This is a genomic window from Dyadobacter sp. CY323 (assembly GCF_021390245.1).
Lineage (GTDB): Bacteria > Bacteroidota > Bacteroidia > Cytophagales > Spirosomataceae > Dyadobacter.
In genome coordinates this window covers 93,839-120,137 of record NZ_JAJUXH010000003.1, presented here as the reverse complement: position 1 = coordinate 120,137, position 26,299 = coordinate 93,839, and the positions used below count along the sequence as shown (strand labels likewise).

Sequence of the window (26,299 nt, the reverse complement as noted above, 5' to 3'; positions counted from 1 at the left end):
CCATGAAAACATTGAATCAAACTTCGAGGCGCGATTTCATGAAGATCGCAGCGACAGCAGGTGGTGGATTGTTTTTAGGCTTCAATTGGTCTAATTCAAATGCATTACCAGTTGTAGTGGATGCAAAGGACATCGCTGCAGGGCTAATTAAGTTCAATAGTTACCTCTCGATCGGAACCGACAATAGTATCACTATCATCTCTCCAAATCCAGAGATTGGCCAGGGAATTAAGACTGCCTTTCCCATGGTAGTCGCGGAAGAACTGGACGCCGATTGGAAACTTGTGAAAACGGTTCAGGGCAATCTTGATACAACTATTTTTGAAAGACAGGTTACAGGTGGTAGCGGAGCCGTGCCGCATTCCTGGGAACGTTTGAGAAAAGCAGGGGCGACAGCCAGGTATTTATTGGTGGAAGCCGCCGCAACAACCTGGAAAGTGCCGATAGCCGAATGCAGTACGGAGAACAGCAAGGTTATTCATAAAACTTCCGGAAAATCGCTATCGTACGGTCAACTTGCTGATGCAGCCTCCAAGCTTAAAGCGCCGACCGAAATCACATTAAAGAATGAAAAGAATTTCAAACTGATCGGACAATCGATCCGAAATGTTGATAATAAAAATATAGCTACCGGCAAACCTCTCTTCGGCCTTGATTTTTATCGCGAAGGAATGCTGTTCGCATTGATCCAACGACCGAAAGCATTTGGACTGAAACTGAAGTCTGTTAATTCCGACGCAGCGAAAGCGATGCCGGGCATTGTCGACGTCGTAACATTTGATAACAGCGTCGCAGTGGTGGGGAAATCTACCTGGCAGGTTAAAAAGGCCAAAGACTTGTTGAAAATCGAATATGAGAAAATTGCAGATCTGGAAAGTTCAGCAGACCATAACCGGATTTTTTCTCAGTTAATGGATGGTGGAGAAGCTACGGTGCGCCGAAAAGATGGCGATGTTGAAGCAGCTTTTAAAAATGCCGCAAAGGTGATTAAGGCTGAATATCAATGCCCATTTCTTCCTCACAGCCCATTGGAACCAATGAATTTCTTCGCTCACGTTCGCGAGGACGGCGTTGAACTGGTGGGGCCAACACAAACCCCGGACCGTGCCCGTACAGAAGTTGCAAAAATTACAGGTATAGCACCCGAAAAGATCACCGTTGAGATTACAAGGCAGGGTGGCGGTTTTGGAAGAAGGCTGGCTGCTGATTTTGTGATCGAGGCGGCCCATGTATCCAAGCTGATGAAGGCGCCGGTCAAAGTGATCTGGACACGAGAAGACGATATGGCAGGAGGTATTTATCGCCCGGCTGTACGGTACCGATTTGAGGCTGCGCTGGATAAAAGCGGTACATTGATCGGGTACAAATTGCGAGGCGTGGGCATGAATTCCGGTAACTCTACCCGCGAGGATAACTTCCCTTCCGGCTCCGTAGATAACCTTCTGATCGATTCAGTTGAGCACAAATCTCCCATTACCACTGGTCCGTGGCGAGCCCCGATTACGAATTTCCTGGCGTACGCTGAGCAATCCTTTATAGATGAGGTTGCCGAAGCCGCCGGCAAAGATCCGATCGAATTCCGGCTGGAACTTCTGGAGAAAGCTAAAAAAGCACCTGCCGGGGAAGTAAAATATGATATAGATCGGATGATTGCTGTGATCAAACTGGCAGCCGAAAAAAGTAACTGGGGAAAAAAGAAGGATGTTTATCAAGGATTTAGCGTGTATTTCTCTCACCGGTCCTACGTTGCGCAGGTGGGCGAGGTGAAAATGGAAAAAGGTAAACCTGTACTGAAAAACGTCATTGCAGCTGTTGACTGCGGAATTGTAATTAACAAAAGTGGTTCATTACAGCAGGTTCGGGGAGGTGTTGTGGATGGAATTGGTCACGCCACGTATGGAAATATGACTTTCAAAGACGGAGCTCCCGACCAAACCAATTTCAATGGCTTTCGCCTGATCCGAATGAGTGAAATTCCTGAGGTAGATGTCCACTTTGTGGACAATGGAATTTCGCCAACTGGCCTTGGAGAACCTGCATTGCCGCCTGCCGGAGGTGCGGCAGCTAATGCATTTTACAAAGCGACAAAGCAACGTTTACGTAATCAGCCTTTTATAAACGAAGAAGCGTTTAAAGGGATTTCTTAAAACGATTGAGACAAATAAACAGACAGTAAGGTGAAAATGTGATACGCATTTTACCTTACTGTTTTTGTTTAAATACATTCTTCGGCTTGTCCAGCCTCATCTAAACTTGAATGCCTAAATGAAAAAGAACGCTCTATTGATTTTTGCTTTAATCAGTCTGTGCATCAGTGCATTCCGGCTTGCGGATTTTCCCGCGACTGAAATTTCGAATGGAATAATCAAAGCGAAATTGCTTTTGCCCGATTCTTCAAATGGCTATTACAGAGGTGCGCGGTTCGACTGGGCGGGCGTAATGGCGAGCCTGGAATACAAGGGCCATTCCTATTTTGGCGAATGGAACCAGGCACCTTACGATCCGGAACTGCATGATGCGATCATGGGCCCGGTTGAAGAATTTACACCTCTAAATTTCGATGAAGCAAAGCCCGGCGAGTCATTTGTGAAAATAGGAGTGGGGGTTTTAGTAAAACCGGACGATAAGAAATATTCTTTCGCCACCAATTATCCGGTGAAAAACGGGGGCAAATGGACAGTTAAGCCCGGAAAAGATCAGGTTGAATTTACCCATTTATTAAAAGACGAAATGGGCTACTCATATATTTATAAAAAGGTATTAAAACTGGCAAAAGGCAAACCCGAGCTGGTTTTGGAGCACAGTCTCAAAAACACCGGAACAAAAGCGATTTCAACAAGTACCTACAATCACAACTTTTTCATGATCGACAATGAACCGTCGAATGAAAATATCCGCATAGTTTTTCCCTTTGAAGTTACTGGCGAGGGCAGAGGGTTTGGGACTATTATTCATGCAAAAGAGAAGACATTGAGTTACAGTCGGGAAGTGACAAAGGGAGATCAGGTTTTTAGTGCTGGTTTGCAGGGATTTGGGCCAACTTCAAAAGACTATGATATCCGGATTGAAAATACAAAAACGCGCGCTGGTGTTCGGATTAACGGGGATCATCCACTCGAAAAGCTGGTGTACTGGGCCTGCCCGACAACCTCTTGCCCAGAACCGTATATCAAACTTTCAGTTCAGCCCGGACATGAAATTACTTGGCAAATCAATTACGAATTTTATACATTTTAAATTCGAATTGAGCTTAACTCCATTTGGAATGGATTGCTGTGGAGGGATGGCATCGAAATATTTCGATCTTAGTTATCCATGTTATTTCTTTTTGATGAAGTTCAAAACTTAACCCTTTTGGGTAATCACTACCGCATAGTGTGGATAACCATCGTTCTTGAACTATCAACGGGCTTTTATCTTAAAAATAAAACTTCAATAATTCAAAACAATCTCATTATCAGTCCTTTGGGAAATTTTGATTTTCTGCTTCTGGAATAGTTTTAGTAGTATTAAAACCCGATTATCAGGATTTCATCAACTAAAATTAAACTGAAATGAGAAAATTAAAAGCGACTCTGATTTTAGTTTGTCTTGCTGCGACAAGTGCGGCATTTGCACAAACAGCCCCTGCTACGGCAAGTCAGCAGGTGCCACAAACGTCTACACAACAAACGCCCGTACCTGCAACTACGGATGATAAGAAAGTCGATTTCAACTCACCGCAGTCACCTACCAGATCACCCCAAACCCCGTCTGAAGATACGTTGATTAAAGGACAAAGAAGTTCCGGGGCAGTTATACATGACTCTGTAACTCCCTCAGCAGATCGGAAAAAAGATGGGATGAACAGACGTAAAGATAGAAAAGGAACTGCTGAAACAGGCGATACGACATCGTCAAATACTCAGCCTTGATCCGGCGACTATGCCGAAAATGAGAGGAATATGCATGAAAAAACCCGGTTAGTCCGGGCTTTTTTGTAAACATGTGTATGGATGTCAAAATTTCAAGGGGTGTGTGCGGTACCTGCGTCAGGATATCTCAACCCTGACTTGCTTCGGGAATGGCTGCTTCAAGCTCATATTCCCAAAAAGGCTGGGTAACCACAGCCTTGTTTTCATTAATCCAGGTGCACCAAACTTTACCACTATACGCCCGTTTGATTATGGGCATCGATAAATTGCCGTTTGCGTAAGTAACGGTCTCCACAATTTGGTACTCGTCTACCCTCATTGTTCTCGATCCGTTCTTTTCCTTCACCCAGTCGTCTTTTACAAAGTTTAACGTAACCATTGAATTTGAAGATTTTAGAACGTTACTAAAATCAATTAAAATGTTATGCCATTAAATAATATATTTTAAAGAGCCAAGGGTGCGCTAAGTACATTAGCTACATGTTTATAGAATTATTTCTATATCAGTAAAGTTGCTTGAAACTTGCTTTTGTCATAACTACTTAATCATTACAGTCGATGGCCCAAAATAAAACAACCGAAACAACCGGAAGTGTGACCGACTTTATCAATGCTGTCCCGAACGAAATTAAGCGGCGCGATAGTTTTGAGATCATTGAGATGATGAGGAAATGTACGGGAAAGGAGCCAAAAATGTGGGGCCCGGGCATTGTGGGATTTGGAAGCTACCATTATAAGTATGAAAGTGGACATGAAGGCGACGCTCCGTTGATCGGGTTTTCACCACGAAGTAATGCAATTACACTTTACATGGCGACTAATTTCACTTCGAAGGAAGAATTGCTGGCGAAATTCGGGAAACATACACTTGGTAAAGGGTGCGTTTACATTAAAAAGCTGAGCGACGTGGATAAAGGTGTGCTGGAAGAAATGATAGCAGATTCCTTCGAATATATGCAAGATAAATATCTTAATCAGGCAAGATTTTAATCAAAAACAAGTTTACTTTTAACTAATAGTAATGACTGCGGTTCATTCATGCGAAGATGGTTTTTGGTTTGCTGTTTAGTACTGGCCAGTGTAATAGGATGGGTGAGAATAGGTGTGGCTCAGTCGAACGACTACCAATTCTCTCGCTATAATGCAGAAAAAGGACTATCCCACAATCAGGTCAATTGTTTTTTCAAAGATAGCCGGGGGTTTGTCTGGGTAGGTACCGCCGGCGGCCTTAACCGGTTCGATGGCTATTCATTTAGGATTTTCAAGCACGATCCTGCCGATTCAACCAGCATTTCGGATCACCACATCGAGTCGATTTTCGAAGATCCCGAGGGGTATATCTGGGTCAATACGAAGCAGGGATTCAACATTTACGATCCATTCACCGAAAGCATTGACCGCAATTCCGGCAAAGCAGCCAGGCGTCTCGGACTTCCCGATGCAGATTTTGGCAGGATTTTCAAAACAAAATCGGGGGATTACTGGATCAATCACAACAAACTGGGTTTGGTAAAATTCCTGACTGCTTCTAAAAAGCTGCTCAAAGTCGGATCTGTTGCATTTAAACGATCACGGAACACAATCAGCCCGGTTATCGCAGATTTTACCGAAGACATGCAGGGTAATCTCTGGGTAGTTTGCGACGATGGTTTGCTGCTTCGCATTGATGCCCGTACCAATCAGACGGGTTTTCAAAGTACTTTATTACGGGACAAAAAGCTTGGTAAATCGCTCAATCACCGGGTTTTTATTGATCATGAAGGTCAGCCGTGGGTATACATTGTTAAAGCCGTACTGGGCGCATTTTATTTTGATTTAAAACAAAATCAGCTTCTGTCGGCAAGTACCGCCGGGCCGCATTTCAAGCTGAGCAACAATGCAGTAAGTGCGATCATCGAAGGGCCCGGGGGGAAGATTTGGATCGGGACGGATCACGGTGGCATTAATATTCTGGATAAAAAAACGAGGGAAGTTTCTACGTTACTTTCCAATGCGAATGATCCCCGCACCATCAGTCAGAATAGCATACTGAGCCTTTATAAAGATGCAACGGGCATGATCTGGGCAGGAACTTTCAAAAAAGGTTTCTGCAATTACCATAAAGATATTTTCAAATTCTCGCTCATTCGGCATCTTCCTGCCGAGGCGGGCAGCTTGCCTTTTGAGGATGTAAACGTTTTTGCAGAGGATAAAAACGGGAACATCTGGCTGGGTACCAACGGAGGCGGGTTGATCCATTACGACCGGACCAATAATCGATTCAGGCAGTTTAAAAACATCCCCGGAAATCCAAATAGTCTGAGCAACAATGTGATCGTGAGCATGTTCCTGGATCGGGAGGAAGTACTTTGGATTGGTACCTACTTTGGGGGGCTCAATAGTTTCGACGGAAAGACTTTTACCCGCTACCTGCACAATCCCGCCGACTCCACCAGTCTGGTCGACGATCGGGTGTGGGAGATTTTTGAAGATTCCAAGAGACGCCTTTGGGTGGGCACTTTGGCGGACGGACTGGATTTATTCGACCGAAATAAAAAGACATTCCGGCATTACCGCCGGCTCGCCCCCAATTCTGTAAGATCTGACTACATTTCTGCATTACTGGAAGATAAAAATGGTGATTTGTGGGTCGGAACTGCCAACGGGATCGATGTGCTGAAACATAGTACAGGCAAATTTGTGCATTATATGCACACGGAAGGCGACACCCTGGGGCTGAGCAGCGACGGTGTTACTTCGCTGGCACGGGATAGTCTCGGAAATATTTGGGTGGGGACCATTGAAGGCCTTAATCGCTTTGACAGAAACGGGAATGCATTTGTTTCATACGATACAAAAGATGGTCTTCCGGATAACTCCATTCTGACCATTGTGGTAGATAACCTGCAAAATCTTTGGCTCGGAACGCCGAAAGGATTGGTGAATTTCAAAGTAACTAAAAGAACAGGCACAATACCTGCCAGGTTCAGTGTCAATACTTACAATGAAATCGACGGTTTGCAAGGCAGAGGTTTCAATGAGAACGCGGCGCAGCGACTTCGTACCGGAGAACTGACTTTCGGCGGCGCCAATGGATTTTCAATTTTTGATCCTTCGCAGATCAGCAGCGAGCCAGTGAAGGCGCAGGTTGTGCTGACTGATTTTCAGATATTCAATAAAAGTATCCTACCGGGAGAGCTGGCTGACGGAGAAGAGGTATTGAAAAAGTCGATCACGCAGACCGAGCGCATTGTTTTGAAATACAACCAGAATGTGTTCACTATTGAGTTCGCCGCATTGAATTTTCTGAACCCCGAAAAAAACCATTATATATATACGTTGGAAGGTTTTAACAACCAATGGTTCGAGGCTGACGAAACCCGGAAAGTAACGTATACCAATCTTGACCCTGGGACGTATGTTTTTAAGGTGAGAATGAAGGAGGGCGGCGTATCCACGGAGCGAAGGCTGGCACTTCAAGTTTTGCCACCATTCTGGCGCACTTCGTGGGCGTATTTTGTCTATGCATTGCTGGTAATAGGTGCGCTGGCGGTTGCGCGGTGGGTGCTGGTCGAGCGGGAAAGAATGAATTTCAGGCTTGAACAGGAACGAATGCATGCTCAGCAAATGCATGAGCTCGATCTGATGAAGATCCGGTTCTTTACCAATGTAAGTCACGAATTCCGCACGCCGCTGACCCTGATGCTTACGCCTCTGGAAAATTTGCTTAAAAATATCCGGGCGGAACATGCAGTTCACAAACAGCTTTCACTTGTGCACCGCAATGCGAAACGTTTGCTTAACCTGGTTACGCAGATACTGGATTTCAAGAAGCTGGAAGTTGAGGAAGCACAGTTCAGGCCTGAGCGAGGGGATATTATTCAGTTTGTCCGGGAGATCGCCCATACCTTTTCGGACCTGTCGGCGCACAAACGTATCCGCTATCATTTTGAAAGCGACGTAAAATCGCGTTATGCTGATTTTGATCAGGATAAGCTCTCCAAAATCATGTATAACCTGCTGTCCAATGCATTTAAGTTTACGCCTGAGAATGGGCAGGTGTCGGTGAAGTTGCAGATCATCAGCAGTGATGAAATGGAGGAATTTCTTGAAATCAAAGTAGAGGATTCAGGTATAGGAATTCCGCCCGAGGCGCAGCAGAAGATTTTCGACCGGTTTTACCAGCATCCGTTGCCGGATCACATCATCAACCAGGGTAGCGGGATCGGCCTTTCCATAGCCACGGAATTTGTCAAAATGCATAGTGGCGCGATTGATCTCGAAAGTTATGTAGGTAGCGGAAGTACTTTCACGATATCGCTGCCTCTCCGCGAGACAGCCCCAAGAGTGGCGCCTGCAGAACCTGTGGAGGCTGTTGTTCCCGAAGAAACGATCGCATTGGATCTGCCGAAAGAAATAGCATTGAAAGAAAAGCCGCTGGTGCTGCTCGTGGAGGATAATGATGAGTTCAGGGATTATCTCAAAGAGGTACTGTCGCAGGAGTACCGGATCCTGGAAGCGGCAAATGGAAGAGCGGGACTTGAAATAACCCTGGAAACCATCCCTGACCTGATCGTGAGCGATGTAATGATGCCGGAAATGGATGGAATTGAGCTTTGCAGAACCATTAAGACCGATCGTCGGATTTCGCATATTCCCGTAGTATTGCTGACAGCCCGGGCAGAGGAGGAACAGCAATTGCAAGGTTACCAGACCGGCGCAGATGCATATGTGACGAAACCGTTCCGGCTGGATATTTTACAGGTCCGGATCGCCAATCTGATCTTGCAGCGCGAGCTTTTCCAGAAGCAATTTCAGCAGCACATCGAGGTGCGGCCGAGTGAAGTGGCGATCCGTTCGCTGGATGAAGAATTCATTAAAAAAGCAATAAAGGTTGTTGAGGAGAACATTGCCAATGCGGAATACACCGTCGAGGAACTGAGCGAGGCGATGTCGATGAGCCGGATGTACCTGTATAAAAAGATCAGCTCGCTGACGGGGAAAACGCCTATTGAATTTATCCGTATCATCCGTCTGAAAAGAGGTGCAGACCTGCTTTTGAAAAGCCAGCTTTCGGTGTCGGAAATTGCCTATCAGATCGGGTTTAACAACCCCAAGTACTTTGCCAGATTGTTTAAAGATGAATACCAGAAACTGCCTACCGAGTATCGCCGGCAAAGTGTTGAGGAACATTAAATTCTGTATTTCCAGCGCCACGAAAATGTCATTTAAGTAAAGTTAAAAATCCTATCGGATCGGAATAGTGCAATTGAATGATCTGATACTTTAAAAAGGGTCGGAGATATACACCTTGTATACTACGGCTTTTTTTGTTGTTTGTCGGGGTTAAAACTGTGATAAATGACGAAAAAAGTATAAAATATACCTCAATGTTTACAAATGATCCCCCTAATGTAAACATTTGAATCCCCCGCCGAAGGTTTTAATCGGTCACATTTGTCCAACTATTCATTCGATTTGTGCTAAACAAGACGTCGTCCGCAACGATCGCGGAAATGTCTAAATCGAAGTGGACAAACAAGCATATTAAAACAAAACAACATGCAACAAAACGTGTACAAAAAAAGGCAGTCGGGGCGAAGCTTACGTGCTCTGTCGGCATGGTTACAACCCCTCCTCATTCTACTGGGAGTCGTGTGTGCTGCCCCGGGCGTAATGGCCCAGGCGGATGCTAAAAAAACAGTGACCGGCGTAGTCGTTGGCGACGAGCTTGGCGATGGCATTCCGGGCGCGAGTGTGGTGGTGAAAGGGACTTCCAATGGTACGACTACCAACACAAAAGGAGAGTTTTCGATCGAGGCGGCTTCGGGAAATACGCTCGTTTTTTCCTTTATCGGTTACGAGTCGCAGGAGATTCCTGTGGGGAACCGTACCAAGATCGAGGTGAGGTTGAAAGAGAGCATCGCTAGTCTGAATGAGGTGGTGGTAGTGGGTTACGGTGAAATGAAAAAGACCGACGTATCCAGTTCGCAGGTGACCGTGTCGGGAAAAGATTTGAGTAAAACCATTAACACATCTCTGGAACAAGGCTTGCAGGGACGTGCCGCCAACGTAATGGTGCAGCAAAACTCCGGACAGCCGGGTGCCGCACCTTCTGTGGTAATACGCGGGTTGAGTTCATTGACAGGAACAACGCAGCCTTTATATGTAATCGACGGTGTGCAGATCAAGCCGGATAACATGCGTGACGATCCCAACAACCGTCCGACCGGTTTTTCTAATATCCTGTCGAGCATTAACCCCGATGACATCGAGACGATCAACGTGTTGCAGGGGCCGTCAGCCACAGCGATTTATGGTGCGGTGGGTGCAAACGGGGTAGTGATGATCACTACAAAACGCGGAAAAGCAGGTGAAGCCAAAGTGACATTCAACTCCTTGGTTACCATACAAGCTGAGCCAAAACACATTGACGTAATGAACTTGCGTGAATATGCGCAGTTCAGAAACGAAGCCCAGGCGGTGGGCTCTACTGCCACGGAGCCGCAATTTGCCGATCCTTCGGTATTAGGAAACGGAACCGACTGGCAAAGCGCACTTTTCCGCCCGACAACCTTACAAAAATACTCGATAGGGCTGAGCGGCGGTACAGAGAAGTCGACCTACTATTTATCTGGAGAATATTTCAATCAGAAAGGGATTGTGGAAGGATCGGGATTCAAACGTTATAATGGACGTTTGAACCTTGAAAACCAAACCCGCAGCTGGTTGAAAATCGGGGCTAATATGAGTGTCGGTATTACCGAAGAAAAGGTCAATACCAATAATGGAGGCATTATTCAGCTTGCATTGGATCAAAACCCGAGTGTACCGGTTACCAACCCCGACGGAAGCTGGGGCGGGCCTACCACCACGCAGTTCCAGTTTACAAACCCGGTCATGATCTCCCGGATCTACAATGATTATAACCGCAGAACGTCGATTCTTGGAAGCTTGTTTGCAGACGTAAAGCTGGCGAAAAACCTGACGTGGCATACAGAAGCGAATGGAAGTGCTGAATTTTTGAAATACTATTCATTTCACCCTTCCTATACCATCGGCGGTTTCGTCGTGTCGCAGGATGCAGCTACTTCAACAAGATCCGTGAATACCAACAACTGGTGGAGCTTGCACAGCCGCCTTACCTATGACCTGAAACTTGACAAACATGCGTTCAATATCATGGCGGGCCACGAGGCGCAGGAATACACGTACGAGTCTGTAACCGCGACCAGAAAGAAATTCATTACCAACACGATCGAAGAATTGTCCGGCGGTGATGCATCCGTGATTTCCAATGTCAGCAACAACAGCGGAAAAGGCGCAGGCTCACGCGAATCGTACTTTGCCCGTTTGAATTATAGTTTTAATGAGCGTTACTTTTTACAGGGAACGTACCGGATGGACGGTTCTTCCGCATTTCGCCAGGGTCGTCGCTGGGGTAACTTCCCGGCTGTATCGGTGGCCTGGCGGGTTTCTGAGGAGCCATTCCTTAAAAGTGTGAATGCCATCAATGACCTGAAACTACGGTTTGAGATCGGTCGTTCGGGTAATCAGGGAAGCGGTGGAAATGCCATTTTCTCCACATTACAGACTGTACCGACAGGCTGGGGAACAGGTTTTCTGGCATCCAACTTTGCCAATGAGTTCCTGACCTGGGAAAAGGATGACGTGATCAATGGAGGTCTTGACCTGCACATGTTCAGCAACCGCGTGGAATTAATCGTGGATGGATATATCAAGAATATCACAAGCCTCATTACTGTAAACTCTTATCCATTCACATATGGAGGTGACATTGCTTACTCACCGGGATATCTGAGCTGGCCGGCAGTAAATGCAGGATCTATGAAAAACCGTGGTGTGGGTATTACATTGAATACCGTAAACATCGATAAAGGCGGATTTTACTGGAAAACAGGTCTGAACCTTTCCTTTGACCGTAACAAAGTAACCTCGCTGTTGAACCCGATCACGCCGGTCTGGAATGCAACTTCGGTAGGTTTCAGAACGGAAGTAGGTCAGCCGGCGAGTATGATCACGGGATATATTGCCGAGGGCTTGTTCCAGGATGCCAATGATATCAAAAACCACGCGATCCAGACTTCCAACAACGAGCTGACGATCAATCCTGCGACAGGAAGCTGGGTAGGGGACACCAAGTTCCGTGACCTGAACGAAGACGGCGTAATCGATGCAGAAGACCGGACGGTGATCGGAAATCCCTGGCCGAAATTCACCCTCGGATTTAACAACAATATGACTTACAGGAATTTCGAACTGAATGCATTCCTGACCGGAAGCTTCAAAAACGATCTTCTGAACTATCCACGTTACCGGGCTGAAATTCCGGGTAATGGAGGGGTTTTTGGTAACCAATGGTCGTCTGTGGCTAACTATGCAAGACCGAGCAGCTACAATGTGGCGGATGCGGAATCTGTAACGCTCACCAATCCTGGTCACACGATTCCGCGCATCGCGCCGGGGGATCCTAATGGCAATAACCGGATGAACTCCAATTTCATCGAAGACGGAAGCTATGTGCGTCTGAAAAACATTACGATCAGCTACAACTTCCCTAAAACGATCCTGAAAGATTTCTTTATCAGAGGGTTGAAAGCATCGGTAGGCGCGCAGAACCTTTTCACGATTACCAAATACAAAGGATACGATCCCGAAGTTGGTATGGTCAACTACGGAGGTACCGTTATGGCGGGCATCGATACAGGCCGCTATCCTTCTGTGCGCATGTATTCATTTGGTCTGCTTGCTGATTTTTAATAAAACCGGACAACTGATTCAATATCAAGATTTTAAAAATATTCTATATGCAATTCAAATTGAAACTCATTGCGGCGATCGGGGCATTAACGCTCCTTCAGGGATGCGGCGAAGATTTCCTGGACCGTCCGCCGCTGGACGCACTTACCTCGGGTAATTTTTACAAAACCGATGGAGAGATCCTGGCCGGAACGGCGCCTTTGTATAACATTGTCTGGTTTGACTTCAACGACAAGGCCAATATGGCTTTCCAGGAAGCCCGTGCCGGAAACCTGAACTCCAACGACCGTACTGCGTACATCAAGCACGCGATTTCCTCGACCGATGTGGGTACTCTTTTACCGGGATACAAATCGTTTTACAAGATCATCGCGCAAAGCAACAATGCCTATAAAGCGATCAACGAAGCGACGGGGAGCACTGCTTCGGCGGCTGTGAAAGCACAGGGATTGGGTGAATGCAAGTTCATGCGTGCTACTGCCTACTATTACCTGGTGACAAACTGGGGCGCCGTGCCGATCGTATATGATAATGTGGCGCAAATCAATGAGCCGCCGATGCGGAACAAAATTGAAGACATCTGGAAACTGGTGATCCAGGATTACCGTTTCGCAGCGGCTAGTCTGCCGGCCACTGCCGAACAGGGGCGTGTGACCAAGTATTCCGCGGAGGGAATGCTGGCACGTATGTACCTGATGCGCTCGGGGTTGAACCAAAACGGTACACGCAGCCAGTCCGACCTGGACAGTGCGAAATATTATGCGGAAAGTGTGATCACGAAGAGTGGACTTTCATTGGCCCCTACCTACGCTGAGTTGTTTGAGAGTGCAAATCATAATAGTTCTAAAAACAATTCTGAAAGCTTGTTCTCGCTGCAATGGATGCCGGTCAGCAATCCCTGGGGTGTAAACAACTCCTTTCAGGCTTACTTTGCCTACGATGCCAACATCACGGGTACGGGAGATGGCTGGGGTGCCGCGCAAGGTGTATCGGCTGATTTGGTAAAATATTTTACTGAAAATCCTGCTGACTCATTGCGTAGAAAAGCAATTGGCATGTTCGATGGGGATGTGTACCCGAACATAAGAAAAGCTAATGGTGGGCTGAAATATACAAGACCGGAGGCATTGTCAGCGATCAAAAAATACATCATCGGCTCGCCTGCGGACAATGGCGGCCTGGGTGGATTTATGTCTGCCAACATCAATTCCTACATGCTGCGGCTGGCGGAAGTTTACCTGATCTACGCAGACGCAGTACTTGGTAACAGTGCAGCAACATCCGATCCGAAAGCCCTCGAATATTTCAATGCAGTGCGGAAAAGGGCAGGTATGCCTAACAAAACGTCGCTGACTTTCGAAGATATTTTCAAAGAGAGAAGGATTGAAACTGTTTTTGAAGGTAACTCTTGGAACGAGGTGGTACGCTGGTATTATTTCAACCCGGCAAAAGCAATCGCATTTACTGCTGCACAGCACAAGGAAAACTATACGATGAGCTACGTACCAGGTTCGACTAATCCGAGAAAATACACGGTAACCTATTCACCGGCAGAGTATTATCCATTGTCGGCCGCAACGCTTTACCTGCCTTTTCCTGAGGCCGAGATCGTGAATGCGCCGTCTTTGAAAAATGAGCCGGTTGCTTTTGATTTCAGCAAATTAGTTGACTAACCTCTAATCGATTTAACAATGAATTTAAAACATATATACAAGCCAGTTCTGGGACTGATGCTCGCGGCGGGAATGCTGCTCTCTTTCCAGAGCTGTAATAACGACGATGTCGAAGGCGCGCCGACGATCAGTAATGTGCGTTTGCTGGATCCTACGAAGGCCGATAGCTCGCTGAGTGCTGCGGAGCCGGGCAGTCTGGTCGTAATCCAGGGACAAAACCTTTCGAGTGTTTTGAAGGTGTATTTCAATGATTTTGAAGCCGATTTCAATTCCGCGCTAGGTAGCAATTCGAATATCGTGATTACGATTCCGGCAAATGCCCCTACGAAAGCCGTTGATCCGGCTGTTTCCAGCAAAATCAAAGTGGTGACCAAAGGTGGAGAAACTACCTACGATTTTGTACTAAGTGCGCCAAAGCCGGTTATTTCCGGTTTGTATTCTGAATTTGTAAAGCCAAATGGCACTGTTCTGATCAACGGAGATTATTTCTATAATATCAAATCGGTGAAGCTGGGAGCAACCACTTTGCAGGTCGTGAGCAGTACGGTGAAACAAATCACCGCGAAAATGCCAGCCACGGCCGCAGTTGGAAATATTACCGTGGAAGGAGAATTCGGGACTGCCAAAACTTCTTATCAGGTAAATGGTTCTGACGGGCATATGGTCAATTTCGATGTGCCTACTACCAGCTGGGGATCAGAAGTTTGCTGGGGCGGTGCGCCTATTGTTGCAGCTACCGATGCGGGTGCTATTTCGGGCAAATATTCAAGGATCAAAGACACCAAGCTGCCTGCTACCGGCTATAACGACGGCTGGGTATTCTCTACCTGCTCATTCGATTTCAAACTTGCAGCGGGAGCGGCGGCAGACAGGCAGTTTAAATTTGAACATAATATCGCAGAACCCTGGAAAGCAGGCAAGTACGATATCACCATTACTGCCGCAGGAAGTGAATATACTTACGCATTTCAGCCCTGGAACTCCACGGTTTACGCGGCCACCGGTTACCAGACAAGCGGATGGAGCACAGCCGTGATCGAACTTACGGAATTCAAGAACGCAGCCGGCTCGACGATTGCCGACGTTTCCAAAGTGACCGATCTAAAAGTATCTTTTAACACACCTGATGTAGTGATCGCCTCTTTCAACGGCAGCGTGGATAACTTCAGGATCGTGAAGAAATAACCTATGATCAAAAATATACTAGCCGCCCTGAGAGGGGCGGTGGTATTATCTTCTCTGTTCGGTTTATCGCCATTTGCATTTGCGCAGGTGGCCATCGAGATCGATGCGAATGCGGAGATCAGGGAAATCTCTCCTTATTTGTACGGACGTAATAATTCCTTTTCTTCCACCGATCCAAACTGGACGTTGCCGGAAGAAGATCTGGTAAGATTACGTGATGCGGGTGTTAGGTTTTTCAGAGAAAGTGGCGGGAATAATTCCAGCAAATACAACTGGCGCAGAAAGTTAGGAAGTCATCCCGATTGGTATAACAATGTGTATACCAATAACTGGGACCAGGCGGCGCAAACATTGCAAAGGCATTTTCCTAATGCGCAGGGAATGTGGGCGTTCCCATTACTGGGCTATGCGGCGAAAACGAATGCAGCCAACTTCGCGGATTGGCAATACAACCAATCCAGGTGGTGGGAAGGTGTAAACCAGAACCTCGCCGGAAACGGAGTACCGAATGCGACCGGCACGAAAGCCAAAAAAGAAGGAGACATCAATCTCTACCTGGAAGAATGGGGCGCCGATTCGTCCGTAGCTATTCTCGATCATTGGTTTGAGGCAAATGGAGCCGGTTTAAAGCGGGAAAGTATCCGTTACTGGAATATGGATAACGAGCCGGAAATCTGGTCGGGGACGCATGATGACGTGATGCCCACGCAAATTTCTCCGCAGGAATTTATGCAGCGATACATTACGCTGGCCAAAAAAGCACGGGCCAAATACCCGGATATCAAATTGGTAGGTCCGGTTACGGCTAATGAGTGGCAATGGTACAACTGGGACGGAAAGACCATTACGGAAAATGGGAAAACATATCCTTGGCTGGAATATTTCATTAAAACCCTGGCCGAGGAACAGCAGAAAAGCGGAGTTAGGTTACTGGATGTACTTGATATTCATTTTTATCCGTCCACAAAAAAAACGGAGGAAGTAGTACAGTTACACCGGGTATTTTTTGACAGAAATTACAATTTCCCCGAAGCAAACGGCGTCAAAACCATCAATGGCGGCTACGACAACAGCATCACTAAAGAATACGTTTTCGGCCGCTGCAATGATTGGCTGAACCAATATATGGGCGCTGAACACGGCGTGACACTCGGGCTTACCGAAACCGGCATTGACGACAGTATATCGCCCTCCGTCGCAGCAGTGTGGTACGCCTCGACCATGGGCGAGTTTATGAAAAACGGCGTCGAGATCTTTACCCCGTGGAGCTGGAAGACGGGCATGTGGGAAGTATTGCATCTGATGACCCGGTATAATCAAACGCATTCAGTAAAAGCCACGTCTGCCAATGAGACCCTGGTTTCTGCCTATCCAACTCTGAATGCCGCAAAAGATTCACTGACAGTGGTTTTAGTGAACCGATCGCCGGACCAAAGTCAGACGGTGAATGTCAGTTTCAGTAACTTTTTACCCAGCCAGGAAAAGACGGTGGCGTATATATTATCGGGTTTGCCTTCCGCCGAGACTTTTTATTCGGATACCCGGAATGCATTAAAAAAGTCGGATGTGACCGTAAATGGGAAGGTGCTCAATCTGTTACTTCCTGCGATGTCGCTAACTTCGGTTGTTTTGAAAAATGGGGGAGAAATACTTGGTATCGAACCTGATCTTTCCTCAGAACTACTGGTTTTTCCCAACCCTACCTGGGACCATATTACAGTTAAATGGGGTAACCGTGAATTTCAAAAGATCGAGATTATTGATCAGAATGGAAAAGGGATTTTTACCAAAAACCTTCAAAAAACTCAGCAGCAAATTACACTTCATCAACAACTTTCTTCGGGAACATACCTCATCCGGTTAACCGGCACAAACGGTACTCCTCTTGTAAAACAAATCATGGCCCGTTGATTCGGGTGCCTAACTTTTGATATTTCTAATGCGTCAAATCATACTTTCGGGTAAATGGCTTACTACGGTCTGGTGCCTGGCTTTTGTAAACTTTAATGTGATAGCCCAGCACTCCAAACTGGTTAACGAGCCCGTCGATATCAGCGAAGACTTCCGCGATTTTTCCAATACTATTTTCTTTGCGGATAGTCTGGCCGCATTTGATCCTGAAACTGGTACGGGAAAAGTCAAATGGAAAAGGCATGAGCCATTTTCTGCTCATAATTTTGACAATTCCATGCTGAGCTACAAACGGTCGTACAGCAATGAGTTTCCTGCAATCGAATATGCACAGGATCCCGTTTTGCCGTTTTCGGTTGAGTTTACAGCTCCGCGCACCATTCGAATTCGAGCTAATACAAGTGCGCAAGTACGCATTTCGGAGCCTTCGCTCATGTTGGTAACCGAGCCTGTTAAAGACGCATCCTGGAAGTATAAGAAAATTAATGGGGGCCACGAATACACGAATGTACACGGATCGGTTACGATCTATGAAAATCCCTGGAAGATCGTGATTCGGGATGCAAATGGAAAAATTCTTACGCAAACGCGTGGCGCTGCCGATGGGAGGTCTTCATTTACGCCTACTTTGCCTTTTTCGTTTGTTCGACGGGCTTCTGATTATTCGCGTAGTATGGCCGCGGTATTCAGCATGTCTCCCGACGAAAAGATATTCGGCTGCGGTGAGTCGTTTACGCGGCTTGATAAAAACGGCCAGAAAGTAGTGCTCTGGGCACACGATCCAAATGGAGTAGAAACGCAGTCGATGTACAAACCGATCCCGTTTTACCTGAGTTCGCGCGGCTACGGAATGTTTATGCATACCACATCACCGATTACCTGCGATTTTGGGGCTACTTACGGAGAATCAAATGCCATGCAGATTGGTGATGAAAACCTGGATTTGTTTGTTTTTCTTGGTCAGCCAAAAGAGATTCTCGATGCATATACCGACCTGACTGGTAAGGCGCCGATGCCGCCATTGTGGTCATTTGGATTGTGGATGAGCCGCATTACTTATTTTTCCGAGCAGGATGGCAGAAATGTGGCGGAGAAGCTTCGTCGGAATAAGATACCATCTGATGTGATCCATTTCGATACGGGCTGGTTTGAAACCGACTGGCGATGCGATTACCGTTTTGCTCCAAGTCGTTTCAAAGATCCTGCATTAATGATCTCTGATCTGAAAAAACAGGGATTTCACACGTCACTTTGGCAATTGCCGTATTTTGTTCCACAAAATGTGCTTTACCCGGAAATAGTAGAGAAAGGTCTGGCCGTAAAAAACGCGAATGGGACGATCCCGTACGAAGATGCAGTACTTGATTTCTCCAATCCGAATACGATCAAATGGTATGAAGATAAAATTTCGGGTTTGTTGAAACTGGGTGTATCGGCAATTAAAGTAGACTTTGGCGAGGCCGCTCCGTTGTCCGGCGTGTATGCATCCGGGCGCACCGGTTTTTACGAGCATAACCTCTATCCTTTACGCTATAATAAAATTGTCTCAGATCTGACGCGCAAAATGAATGGGGAAAATATCATCTGGGCAAGAAGTACCTGGGCGGGCAGTCAGCGGTACCCCATTCACTGGGGCGGGGACGCGGAGACGACCAACAAGGGAATGGAGGCGCAGCTACGCGGAGGATTGTCACTTGGGATGTCGGGTTTTACATTCTGGAGTCACGACGTGGGAGGGTTTACCATGAAAACTCCGGAAGATCTGTATCGCAGATGGTTACCGATGGGAATGCTCAGTTCTCACAGCCGAACACATGGTCAGGCACCCAAAGAACCGTGGGAGTATGGCGAGCAATTTCAGGACTATTTCAGAAAAGTGGTGGAAATGAAGTACAAGCTGATGCCATACATTTACACGCAGTCGAAACTGGCGTCGGAAAAAGGTTTACCAATGGTACGTGCATTGCTATTGGAGTTTCCCGACGATCCTGGTGCGTGGCTGGTGGATAATCAGTATATGCTGGGCCCGGACCTTTTGGTTGCACCGCTTTTTGAGAACAGTAAATCCCGGCAAGTGTATTTGCCAAAAGGAAAGTGGGTTGATTACCAAACCCGGAAAGTCTACGAAAGTGGCTGGCATAATGTGGAGGCGGGTGAGCTGGAAGTAGTGATGATGGTGCGCCAGGGAGCTGTTCTGCCGCAGGTAAAAGTGGCGCAGTCAACAGGAGAAATTGATTGGACTAATATCGAACTGCATTGCTTTGGGAATGCAACTCAGAAAGCCACATTGCAGCTATTCGTGCCTGGCGAGGATCAGGTAGAAACCGTAATCCTTGCCAAGTCAGGCAGCAAATATGTGGTCAGCGAGGATCCTTTTAACGGAAAGATCAAATGGGTTTTTCGTTAAAATATCTCAATACATGAACTCCTAATCGTTCTTAAGTACTTCCACCGGATTACTTCTTGCTGCTTTCAGCGTTTGCGAACCGATCATAATGAATGCGATCGAAGCCACAGCCAGCAAGCCAGCGAACAGCTCGGCAATTTGAACCGGCGTATGATAGGGGAATTTCGTAAGTACAAAACTCTCGAAGAAAAGATACGTTACGGGCAGCGCAATGAGTGCCGAAATCGACAGCAGTATAAGAAATCCCCGGCTTAGCAGGTAAATGAGGCTGCCCGAGGTGGCGCCCATTACCTTTCGGATGCCGATCTCTTTTAATCTCGTTTCAGTGGTGAATACCACCATTCCGAATAATCCCATCGATGCAATGGAGATAGCCAGAAAGGCGAGGAAGCCAATGATCTTGATCATAGTGGAAAATTCGCTGTAAGCTTCTTCTATTTCCTGGTCATAGAACTTGGCCTGGAAAGGATGGACACGATCGATCTTTTTCCATATGGATTCGATTTTGGCGCGGGTCGCCAGCATGTCTGTGCTTTGTATTTTTGCATTAATGACTGCCCGGTCCTGAGGTGTCCAGAACATGAATGCTACCGGCTCAATGAGGTTGTCGACTTTGCCATAATGAAAATCTTTCATTACGCCGACAATGGTCATCTTGCGTCCTTTTATTCTGAAACTGCTAAATGTGACTTCCTTTCCGATTGCTTGTTCGGGGTTACCTAAGTTAAACCGTTTTAAGACCTGCTCGTTGACGATTATCTCGCTGGCAGCCTCGGCGGTGGCGGGTCGTGCAATGAAATTTCCGCCGGCGAGGAGTTTATATCCATGTAAGGACAAATAGTTTTCGTCGACATGGTTGGTCAGCACCAAGGCAGAATCGCGGGAATCTTTGTATTTCATATGGCCGCCCCAGGCGTTCCCGACGCTGGTGATAATGAGCGAGCGGGATAATGCGGCTACCTCCGGCATCTCAATCAGTTCCTTGATCAATGCATCGGGTTTATTATCCTGCATATCAATGTTCAGGATATTTTCGGTATTGAATCCCAGGTCGAATGCAAGTATGCTTTTATACTGCACATAGCCAACCACAGTTGTTGTGATAAAGATCAGCGTGACCGTATACTGTATGACAACCAAAGCCCGTCTGAGTGTCCCGTGTTTGAATGCTTTCACCGACCGGTATGCCGGAACGGACACGTTCTTCAGTGCATTGATGGCGCTGACCTTCGAAAAGAATATGGCGGGCACGAAGCCTGCAATAACACCTACGGCGACCGAAAAGAGGATAAAAGCCACGACCGTGGACGGCGTGAGATTGAGTTTCACTGTACGCTGCATCTCCGGGGCCATGTTTATTAGCTGCGGCCGCAATATCATGAATATGAAAAATGAAAGGAAAAGCGCGGCAAGGGAAATCATGATCGCCTCTGCGAGAAACTGTTGTCGTACCTGGCTCTTTCCGGCACCAATGGCTTTGCGAAGACCTACTTCCTTAAAGCGGCGCAAGGCACGTGCGATCGAAAGATTGGTATAATTAAAACACGCCGACAATATCACAACGATTGCGAGAGCACCCAGTATCCAAAGCACAACCGGAGGCATATGTGGGTTCACGGAGCCGGCCATGGAGCCGGAACGGAGATTTTCTCCCACTACAATGTTATGTAAAGGAAGAAGTTCAAGTTGGATCTTCGTTTTTTCTTCTGCCAGATTTTCCTGCTTTGCAATGGCGTCGAGCTGTGACTGGATTGAAGTCATATCGGCATTTTCCGGTAACATTACGTACACCGAGTTTGAATACATATTTGTCCAATCTTCAAAACTCTTGTCGTTCTTGTTGAGCTGTGTGGCCGTCGACAGAGACACCAACGCTTCAAAGTTGATGTGTGAGAAAAAGGGGACATCCTTCATGATACCGGTCACCTGGTAATCGAGCGAATCGAATTTGACCGCTTTGCCGAGTGCAGATCGGTTGCCGAACAGCTTTTTGGCGGCCGTCTCCGTGAGAACGATCGAGTAGGGATCTTTCAACGCCGTTTCGGGATTGCCTTCCAGCATCGGGAATGTGAACATTCTGAAAATCGACGGCTCGGCCCAAAAGCCTTTGATGGGAAGGACATTATCGCCGACCTTCGCATCCTGCAAAAAGTCATTGCGCATAATAGCCACTTCTTCCACGCCGGTTACCTTCTCCCGGATAAGCTTTCCTGTTTTAATGGATGTCGATGAAAATTTGCCGCTGCCTTGTTCACCCTTGAAAGTGACGACGTTGGTAATGCGATAAATCCGCTCACCGTTCTTATGGAACTTGTCGTACGAACGCAGGTCGAGCACGAATGCGATCAATAGTAACCCGACCGACATACTAATGGCAAGGCCACTAATATTGAGGAATGAGAACAGTTTGTTGCGCATTAAGCTGCGCCCGGATGTTTTGAAGTAGCTTCCGATCATGATCCAGCGTTTAAGACTTCGATTTACAATTTCATTTACAAATGAAATTCTTTGGTAATCTCACTATTCAGCTTTCAAGGATTTGACCGGATTTACAATGGCCGCTTTGATGCTTTGGAAGCTTACCGTGAATAATGCAATGGCTATGGCAATGCCGCCCGCGATCGCGAAGATCTCCCACGACAGATCAATCCGGTATACAAAACTTTTTAGCCAATGGCTGGTCGCATACCAGGTCAGGGGAGTGGAAAGCAGAATGGCGAGCAAGACAAGCTTTACAAAATCTTTGGAAAGCAACGCGACCACATTGGCCACATTTGCGCCCATAACTTTTCTTATCCCTATTTCTTTTGTGCGCTGCTCCGCGGTAAAGGCGGCAAGTCCCAGGAGCCCCAGGCAAGAAATGACGATCGCCAGCATACCAAACCATTTGATCAACGTATTGACAACCATTTCGGAGCGATACATCTTTTCATAGTTCTCGTCGAGGAAGTGGTAAGAAAATGGGTACTCCGGATTTAGACTCTTTGTAACCTTTTCGATGTGAGCAAGTGCTTCCTTGGTTTTCCCCGGCTGGGCCCTGATCATCAAATGCTCGGTATTGAGTCCTTTGTAATTAACCAAAACCACAGGTTTGATTGCCTGGTGGAACGTGGAAAGGTGGAAGTCTTTCATCACACCGACAATGGTTCCTTTGCCCATCCAGAATTTCACCTGTTTTCCAACCGGATCTTTCATTTTCATCATTTTAGCAGCAGCCTCATTGATGATATAATTTGCTGTATCTGCTGCAAAATCTTTCGAAAAATCACGTCCGTCCACCATTTCAATATTCATTGTTTTGGCGAAATCGTAACCGACGTAGGTCGCATGAACGGTGTTGTCCAGATCTTTGTCGCGCCCCGTCCAGTCCAGGTCGCCGGAGTTCCCAGTAATATTGGTAGGAATATCGCCGGTCGACGTCGCTGCAACCACGAAGGGAGAATTGATGATTTCTTGTCTCGCAACTTCAAGCTTTTCAGTAAGAATGCCTTCAATAGGGATATAAAGCACATTTTCTTTGTCAAGACCTAATCTTTTCGTCTGAATATAGTTCATCTGACGTCCTATCACCAGCATACCAGTAATCAGAAAAATAGAAAGCACAAACTGGAACACAACCAGGCCTTTTCGCAGATATGCGCCTTTGTTGTTAAAAGTGAGCCGGCCTTTGAGAATACGGATCGGTTGTAAAGCAGACATGTACAATGCAGGGTAACTTCCCGCCACCAAACCTGTAAGCAACAGCAAGGCGGTAAGCGAAAGCCACAGGGAGGGATCAGAAAAGGTAAGTGTTATCTGTTTTTGAACCACCTCGTTGAAATAGGGTAGTACTGCAATCACAAACACCAAAGCCAGGAGGCAGGCCAGGATGCTCACAATCAGCGATTCTCCTAAGAATTGCATGGCCAGATATTTCCGTTCGGCCCCAACCACTTTCCGCACGCCAACTTCTTTTGCCCTTTTGACTGAGCGTGCCGTAGCCAGGTTCATGAAATTAACGCAGGCAATGAGTAATATAAAAATGGCTACGATTGAAAATACACGCACATACTCGATGCGGCCACCAGTCGCTTTAAGGCCTTCGTAATCAGAATAAAGGTAAACGTCCTGCAAACTTTGCAGCAATGGGAAGCTGAGCAGTTCGGGTGGTGCGCTTTTCTTGATTACTTGCCGCATTACTTTTTCAGGGTGGGCAGCATTGGCACCGGGAGTAAGCAGGGCATATGTTTTGAAGGTTGAATTACCCCACCATTTCATCCAATCCTGCTCCTGGACTTTGAAGTTGATGATCCAGTCAAAACGTTCGGAGGAATTCATAGGAATGTCTTCAAAGACTGCGCTCACCACGAAATTTGTCTTGTTATCCACTTTCACCGTTTGACCGACCGCTTTTCCGGAACCGAAATATTTCTCGGCCAGCTTGCGGGAGATTGCAATGGAGGTCGGTTGAGCAATCGCATTCGCAGCGCTGCCGGTTATAAAAGGTGTGTTGAATACTTTGAAAAAATCGCTGGTTGCATAAATCCCGCTTTCCTTGGTGGACTTTTCACCGGCTTTGATCAACAGGTCGCGATTCCAGGTAAGTTTGGTGATTGCCGCCACCTCGGGGACCTGCTTTTGAATGGCTTCCTGCCACGGGCCGGGTGTTGCGTCGCCAGCCCCGGTTTGGCCTTTCCAGTCATAACCCGACCGGATGAAATAGATCCGGCTTAAATCCGGATAAAAACGGTTATAAGAAATCTCATCCTGCACCCATAACCAGATCAAAAGGCTGCAAGACATCCCCAGCGCCAGTCCAAAAATGTTAATGAACGAGAAGAGTTTATTTTTTAGCAAACTCCTCACAGCAACTTTAAAATAATTTTGAAGCATGGTCTGGATGTTAAAGAAAGGTTATCAGAATAGAAAAGTTGAGTAACTGTTTTTTCATGCTTTCAAAAATGTACCAGCCAGTATATTATTCTTTTTCAATGAGTTGGTATTATTTCAGTGTCCGGTAATGGACATTCGAACTTACAAACCGAACGTTGTGTGTCGCTAGGTCTGGATGTATAAGAATGAACTTACCTCTTGGATCAATTAACTTTGTTCATCTAATAGGTATACATATATAATGTCAGCTTTTCGCCTCCCCAAGTCGCTCGCTTATTTTTTCTGGCGCAAACCAATTATTTTTTTTACGGTTAAATGGCTGTTTCTCTCAGCGCTGATCGGAATCCTGGCAGGCTCTGCGTCCGCTTTGTTTTTGGTTTCACTGGACTGGGCGACCCGGTATAGAGAAAGCCACATTTGGATTATCTCCCTACTTCCCTTTGCCGGATTTGTGATTGGGTGCATGTACCATTATTTTGGAAAAGAAGTTGAAGCCGGCAACAACCTTTTGCTGGAAAATATCAATCGTCCGGCCAAAATTATTTCTTTGAAAATGGCTCCTTTTGTTTTAATTGGGACGATGGCCACGCATTTGTTTGGCGGATCAGCAGGCAGAGAAGGTACTGCACTCCAAATGGGGGGATCTATTGCAGACCAGTTTACGAGGATCTTTCGGCTGCGTCCCAGGGACCGAAGACTGATCCTGATTGCGGGGATTGCAGCTGGTTTTGGATCGGTATTCGGGACACCCCTTGCGGGCGGTGTATTTGGCCTTGAAGTATTTCTGATCGGACGCATCAGGTATGATGCATTGATCCCGGCTTTCGCTTCGGCCATATTTGCTGACCTGGTGACGAAAGCCTGGCAGGTGGGGCACACACACTACCATATCCCGCTCATCCCGGATGTCTCTGTGCTAAACGTTTTATACGCTGTGTTTGCCGGCTGCATCTTCGGTGCCGGTTCTGTCCTTTTCGGAACCCTGACCCATTTCGTAACCAGTCTTTTCAAAAATAAAGTCTCATTTCCACCTTTGCGGCCGATGATAGGCGGCGCTATTGTGGCGCTGGCAGTTTTGTGCCTTGGGACTACGAGGTATATTGGGCTCGGCATTCCGGTCATTTTGGAATCGTTTACCACGCAGCTGCCGCCATATGATTTTTTACTCAAGATCATTTTCACAGCGGTTACCCTTGGAGCAGCCTTTAAAGGGGGTGAAGTGACACCACTTTTTTTTATTGGTGCTACACTGGGCAATGCCTTGTCGTATTTTATCCCGTTGCCAATGGGGCTTCTGGCGGCAATGGGTTTCGTCGCTGTCTTTGCGGGTGCCGCCAATACGCCGCTGGCATGTATACTAATGGCTATCGAATTATTTGGCTCGGAATGCGGGGTATATGTCGCGATTGCGTGCATCATGGCCTATTTCTTCTCGGGACACCGGGGTATCTATGGTTCCCAGCTGATAGGTCAGCCTAAACACCTCATATACAGCCAGCTTGAAGGTAAAAAACTGACCGATGTAAGATCTAACCCAAGACAAAAATCGGATGGAAAGCACTAAATCAGCCGAAGCA

The 26,299-nt window shown here is 46.7% G+C and carries 14 protein-coding genes; 11 read left to right on the top strand and 3 right to left on the bottom strand.

The window, feature by feature from the left end:
* Positions 1–2: 2 nt before the first annotated feature.
* From LZG72_RS06600 to LZG72_RS06590, 3 genes are all read left to right on the top strand, one after another.
* Positions 3–2,147 carry a molybdopterin cofactor-binding domain-containing protein gene (locus tag LZG72_RS06600; RefSeq protein WP_233869178.1) on the top strand — a complete coding sequence of 715 codons (2,145 nt, stop codon included), beginning with the start codon at positions 3–5 and terminating at the stop codon, positions 2,145–2,147.
* Between the two features lie 118 nt (positions 2,148–2,265).
* Positions 2,266–3,237, top strand: a complete 972-nt coding sequence (locus LZG72_RS06595; RefSeq protein ID WP_233869175.1) for a hypothetical protein — start codon at positions 2,266–2,268, stop codon at positions 3,235–3,237.
* 317 nt (positions 3,238–3,554) lie between these two features.
* Positions 3,555–3,914 (top strand): hypothetical protein, encoded by a 360-nt coding sequence (locus LZG72_RS06590; RefSeq protein WP_233869172.1) that lies wholly within the window; start codon positions 3,555–3,557, stop codon positions 3,912–3,914.
* Between the two features lie 127 nt (positions 3,915–4,041).
* Here the strand turns inward: LZG72_RS06590 and LZG72_RS06585 are convergent, their stop codons facing one another.
* Complete coding sequence (locus LZG72_RS06585) at positions 4,042–4,293, bottom strand: hypothetical protein (RefSeq protein ID WP_233869169.1); 252 nt, start codon at positions 4,291–4,293, stop codon at positions 4,042–4,044.
* Positions 4,294–4,472: 179 nt separating this feature from the next.
* Between LZG72_RS06585 and LZG72_RS06580 the strand changes: the two genes are divergently transcribed.
* From LZG72_RS06580 to LZG72_RS06550, 7 genes are all read left to right on the top strand, one after another.
* Positions 4,473–4,904, top strand: coding sequence for a DUF1801 domain-containing protein (locus LZG72_RS06580; protein ID WP_233869166.1), 432 nt, complete (start codon positions 4,473–4,475; stop codon positions 4,902–4,904).
* A gap of 48 nt (positions 4,905–4,952) precedes the next feature.
* Positions 4,953–9,089: a two-component regulator propeller domain-containing protein gene (locus LZG72_RS06575; protein WP_233869163.1), complete on the top strand. Its 4,137-nt coding sequence runs from the start codon at positions 4,953–4,955 to the stop codon at positions 9,087–9,089.
* Positions 9,090–9,455: 366 nt separating this feature from the next.
* Positions 9,456–12,674, top strand: a complete 3,219-nt coding sequence (locus LZG72_RS06570) for a TonB-dependent receptor (protein WP_233869161.1) — start codon at positions 9,456–9,458, stop codon at positions 12,672–12,674.
* Between the two features lie 47 nt (positions 12,675–12,721).
* Entirely contained in the window at positions 12,722–14,347 is a 1,626-nt protein-coding gene (locus LZG72_RS06565) for a RagB/SusD family nutrient uptake outer membrane protein (RefSeq protein ID WP_233869158.1), read from the top strand.
* 18 nt (positions 14,348–14,365) lie between these two features.
* Positions 14,366–15,532 carry a glycan-binding surface protein gene (locus LZG72_RS06560; RefSeq protein WP_233869155.1) on the top strand — a complete coding sequence of 389 codons (1,167 nt, stop codon included), beginning with the start codon at positions 14,366–14,368 and terminating at the stop codon, positions 15,530–15,532.
* 3 nt (positions 15,533–15,535) lie between these two features.
* Positions 15,536–17,443 (top strand): glycoside hydrolase family 44 protein, encoded by a 1,908-nt coding sequence (locus LZG72_RS06555; RefSeq protein ID WP_233869152.1) that lies wholly within the window; start codon positions 15,536–15,538, stop codon positions 17,441–17,443.
* A gap of 28 nt (positions 17,444–17,471) precedes the next feature.
* Positions 17,472–19,850, top strand: a complete 2,379-nt coding sequence (locus LZG72_RS06550; RefSeq protein ID WP_233869149.1) for a TIM-barrel domain-containing protein — start codon at positions 17,472–17,474, stop codon at positions 19,848–19,850.
* A 21-nt stretch (positions 19,851–19,871) separates the two neighbouring features.
* On the opposite strand, the gene LZG72_RS06545 is transcribed toward LZG72_RS06550, so the two are convergent.
* Together LZG72_RS06545 and LZG72_RS06540 are read right to left on the bottom strand one after the other, a co-directional pair.
* Entirely contained in the window at positions 19,872–22,307 is a 2,436-nt protein-coding gene (locus LZG72_RS06545; protein WP_233869146.1) for an ABC transporter permease, read from the bottom strand.
* A gap of 63 nt (positions 22,308–22,370) precedes the next feature.
* Entirely contained in the window at positions 22,371–24,722 is a 2,352-nt protein-coding gene (locus LZG72_RS06540) for an ABC transporter permease (RefSeq protein WP_233869143.1), read from the bottom strand.
* 241 nt (positions 24,723–24,963) lie between these two features.
* Between LZG72_RS06540 and LZG72_RS06535 the strand changes: the two genes are divergently transcribed.
* Positions 24,964–26,286 carry a voltage-gated chloride channel family protein gene (locus LZG72_RS06535; protein ID WP_233869140.1) on the top strand — a complete coding sequence of 441 codons (1,323 nt, stop codon included), beginning with the start codon at positions 24,964–24,966 and terminating at the stop codon, positions 26,284–26,286.
* Positions 26,287–26,299 lie beyond the last annotated feature (13 nt).

Excerpts from the sequence above, each read along its gene's own strand:
- LZG72_RS06600 (WP_233869178.1), top strand. The coding sequence starts at position 3 with ATGAAAACATTGAATCAAACTTCGAGGCGCGATTTCATGAAGATCGCA.
- LZG72_RS06595 (WP_233869175.1), top strand. The coding sequence starts at position 2,266 with ATGAAAAAGAACGCTCTATTGATTTTTGCTTTAATCAGTCTGTGCATC.
- LZG72_RS06590 (WP_233869172.1), top strand. The coding sequence starts at position 3,555 with ATGAGAAAATTAAAAGCGACTCTGATTTTAGTTTGTCTTGCTGCGACA.
- LZG72_RS06585 (WP_233869169.1), bottom strand. The coding sequence starts at position 4,293 with ATGGTTACGTTAAACTTTGTAAAAGACGACTGGGTGAAGGAAAAGAAC.
- LZG72_RS06580 (WP_233869166.1), top strand. The coding sequence starts at position 4,473 with ATGGCCCAAAATAAAACAACCGAAACAACCGGAAGTGTGACCGACTTT.
- LZG72_RS06575 (WP_233869163.1), top strand. The coding sequence starts at position 4,953 with ATGCGAAGATGGTTTTTGGTTTGCTGTTTAGTACTGGCCAGTGTAATA.
- LZG72_RS06570 (WP_233869161.1), top strand. The coding sequence starts at position 9,456 with ATGCAACAAAACGTGTACAAAAAAAGGCAGTCGGGGCGAAGCTTACGT.
- LZG72_RS06565 (WP_233869158.1), top strand. The coding sequence starts at position 12,722 with ATGCAATTCAAATTGAAACTCATTGCGGCGATCGGGGCATTAACGCTC.
- LZG72_RS06560 (WP_233869155.1), top strand. The coding sequence starts at position 14,366 with ATGAATTTAAAACATATATACAAGCCAGTTCTGGGACTGATGCTCGCG.
- LZG72_RS06555 (WP_233869152.1), top strand. The coding sequence starts at position 15,536 with ATGATCAAAAATATACTAGCCGCCCTGAGAGGGGCGGTGGTATTATCT.
- LZG72_RS06550 (WP_233869149.1), top strand. The coding sequence starts at position 17,472 with ATGCGTCAAATCATACTTTCGGGTAAATGGCTTACTACGGTCTGGTGC.
- LZG72_RS06545 (WP_233869146.1), bottom strand. The coding sequence starts at position 22,307 with ATGATCGGAAGCTACTTCAAAACATCCGGGCGCAGCTTAATGCGCAAC.
- LZG72_RS06540 (WP_233869143.1), bottom strand. The coding sequence starts at position 24,722 with ATGCTTCAAAATTATTTTAAAGTTGCTGTGAGGAGTTTGCTAAAAAAT.
- LZG72_RS06535 (WP_233869140.1), top strand. The coding sequence starts at position 24,964 with ATGTCAGCTTTTCGCCTCCCCAAGTCGCTCGCTTATTTTTTCTGGCGC.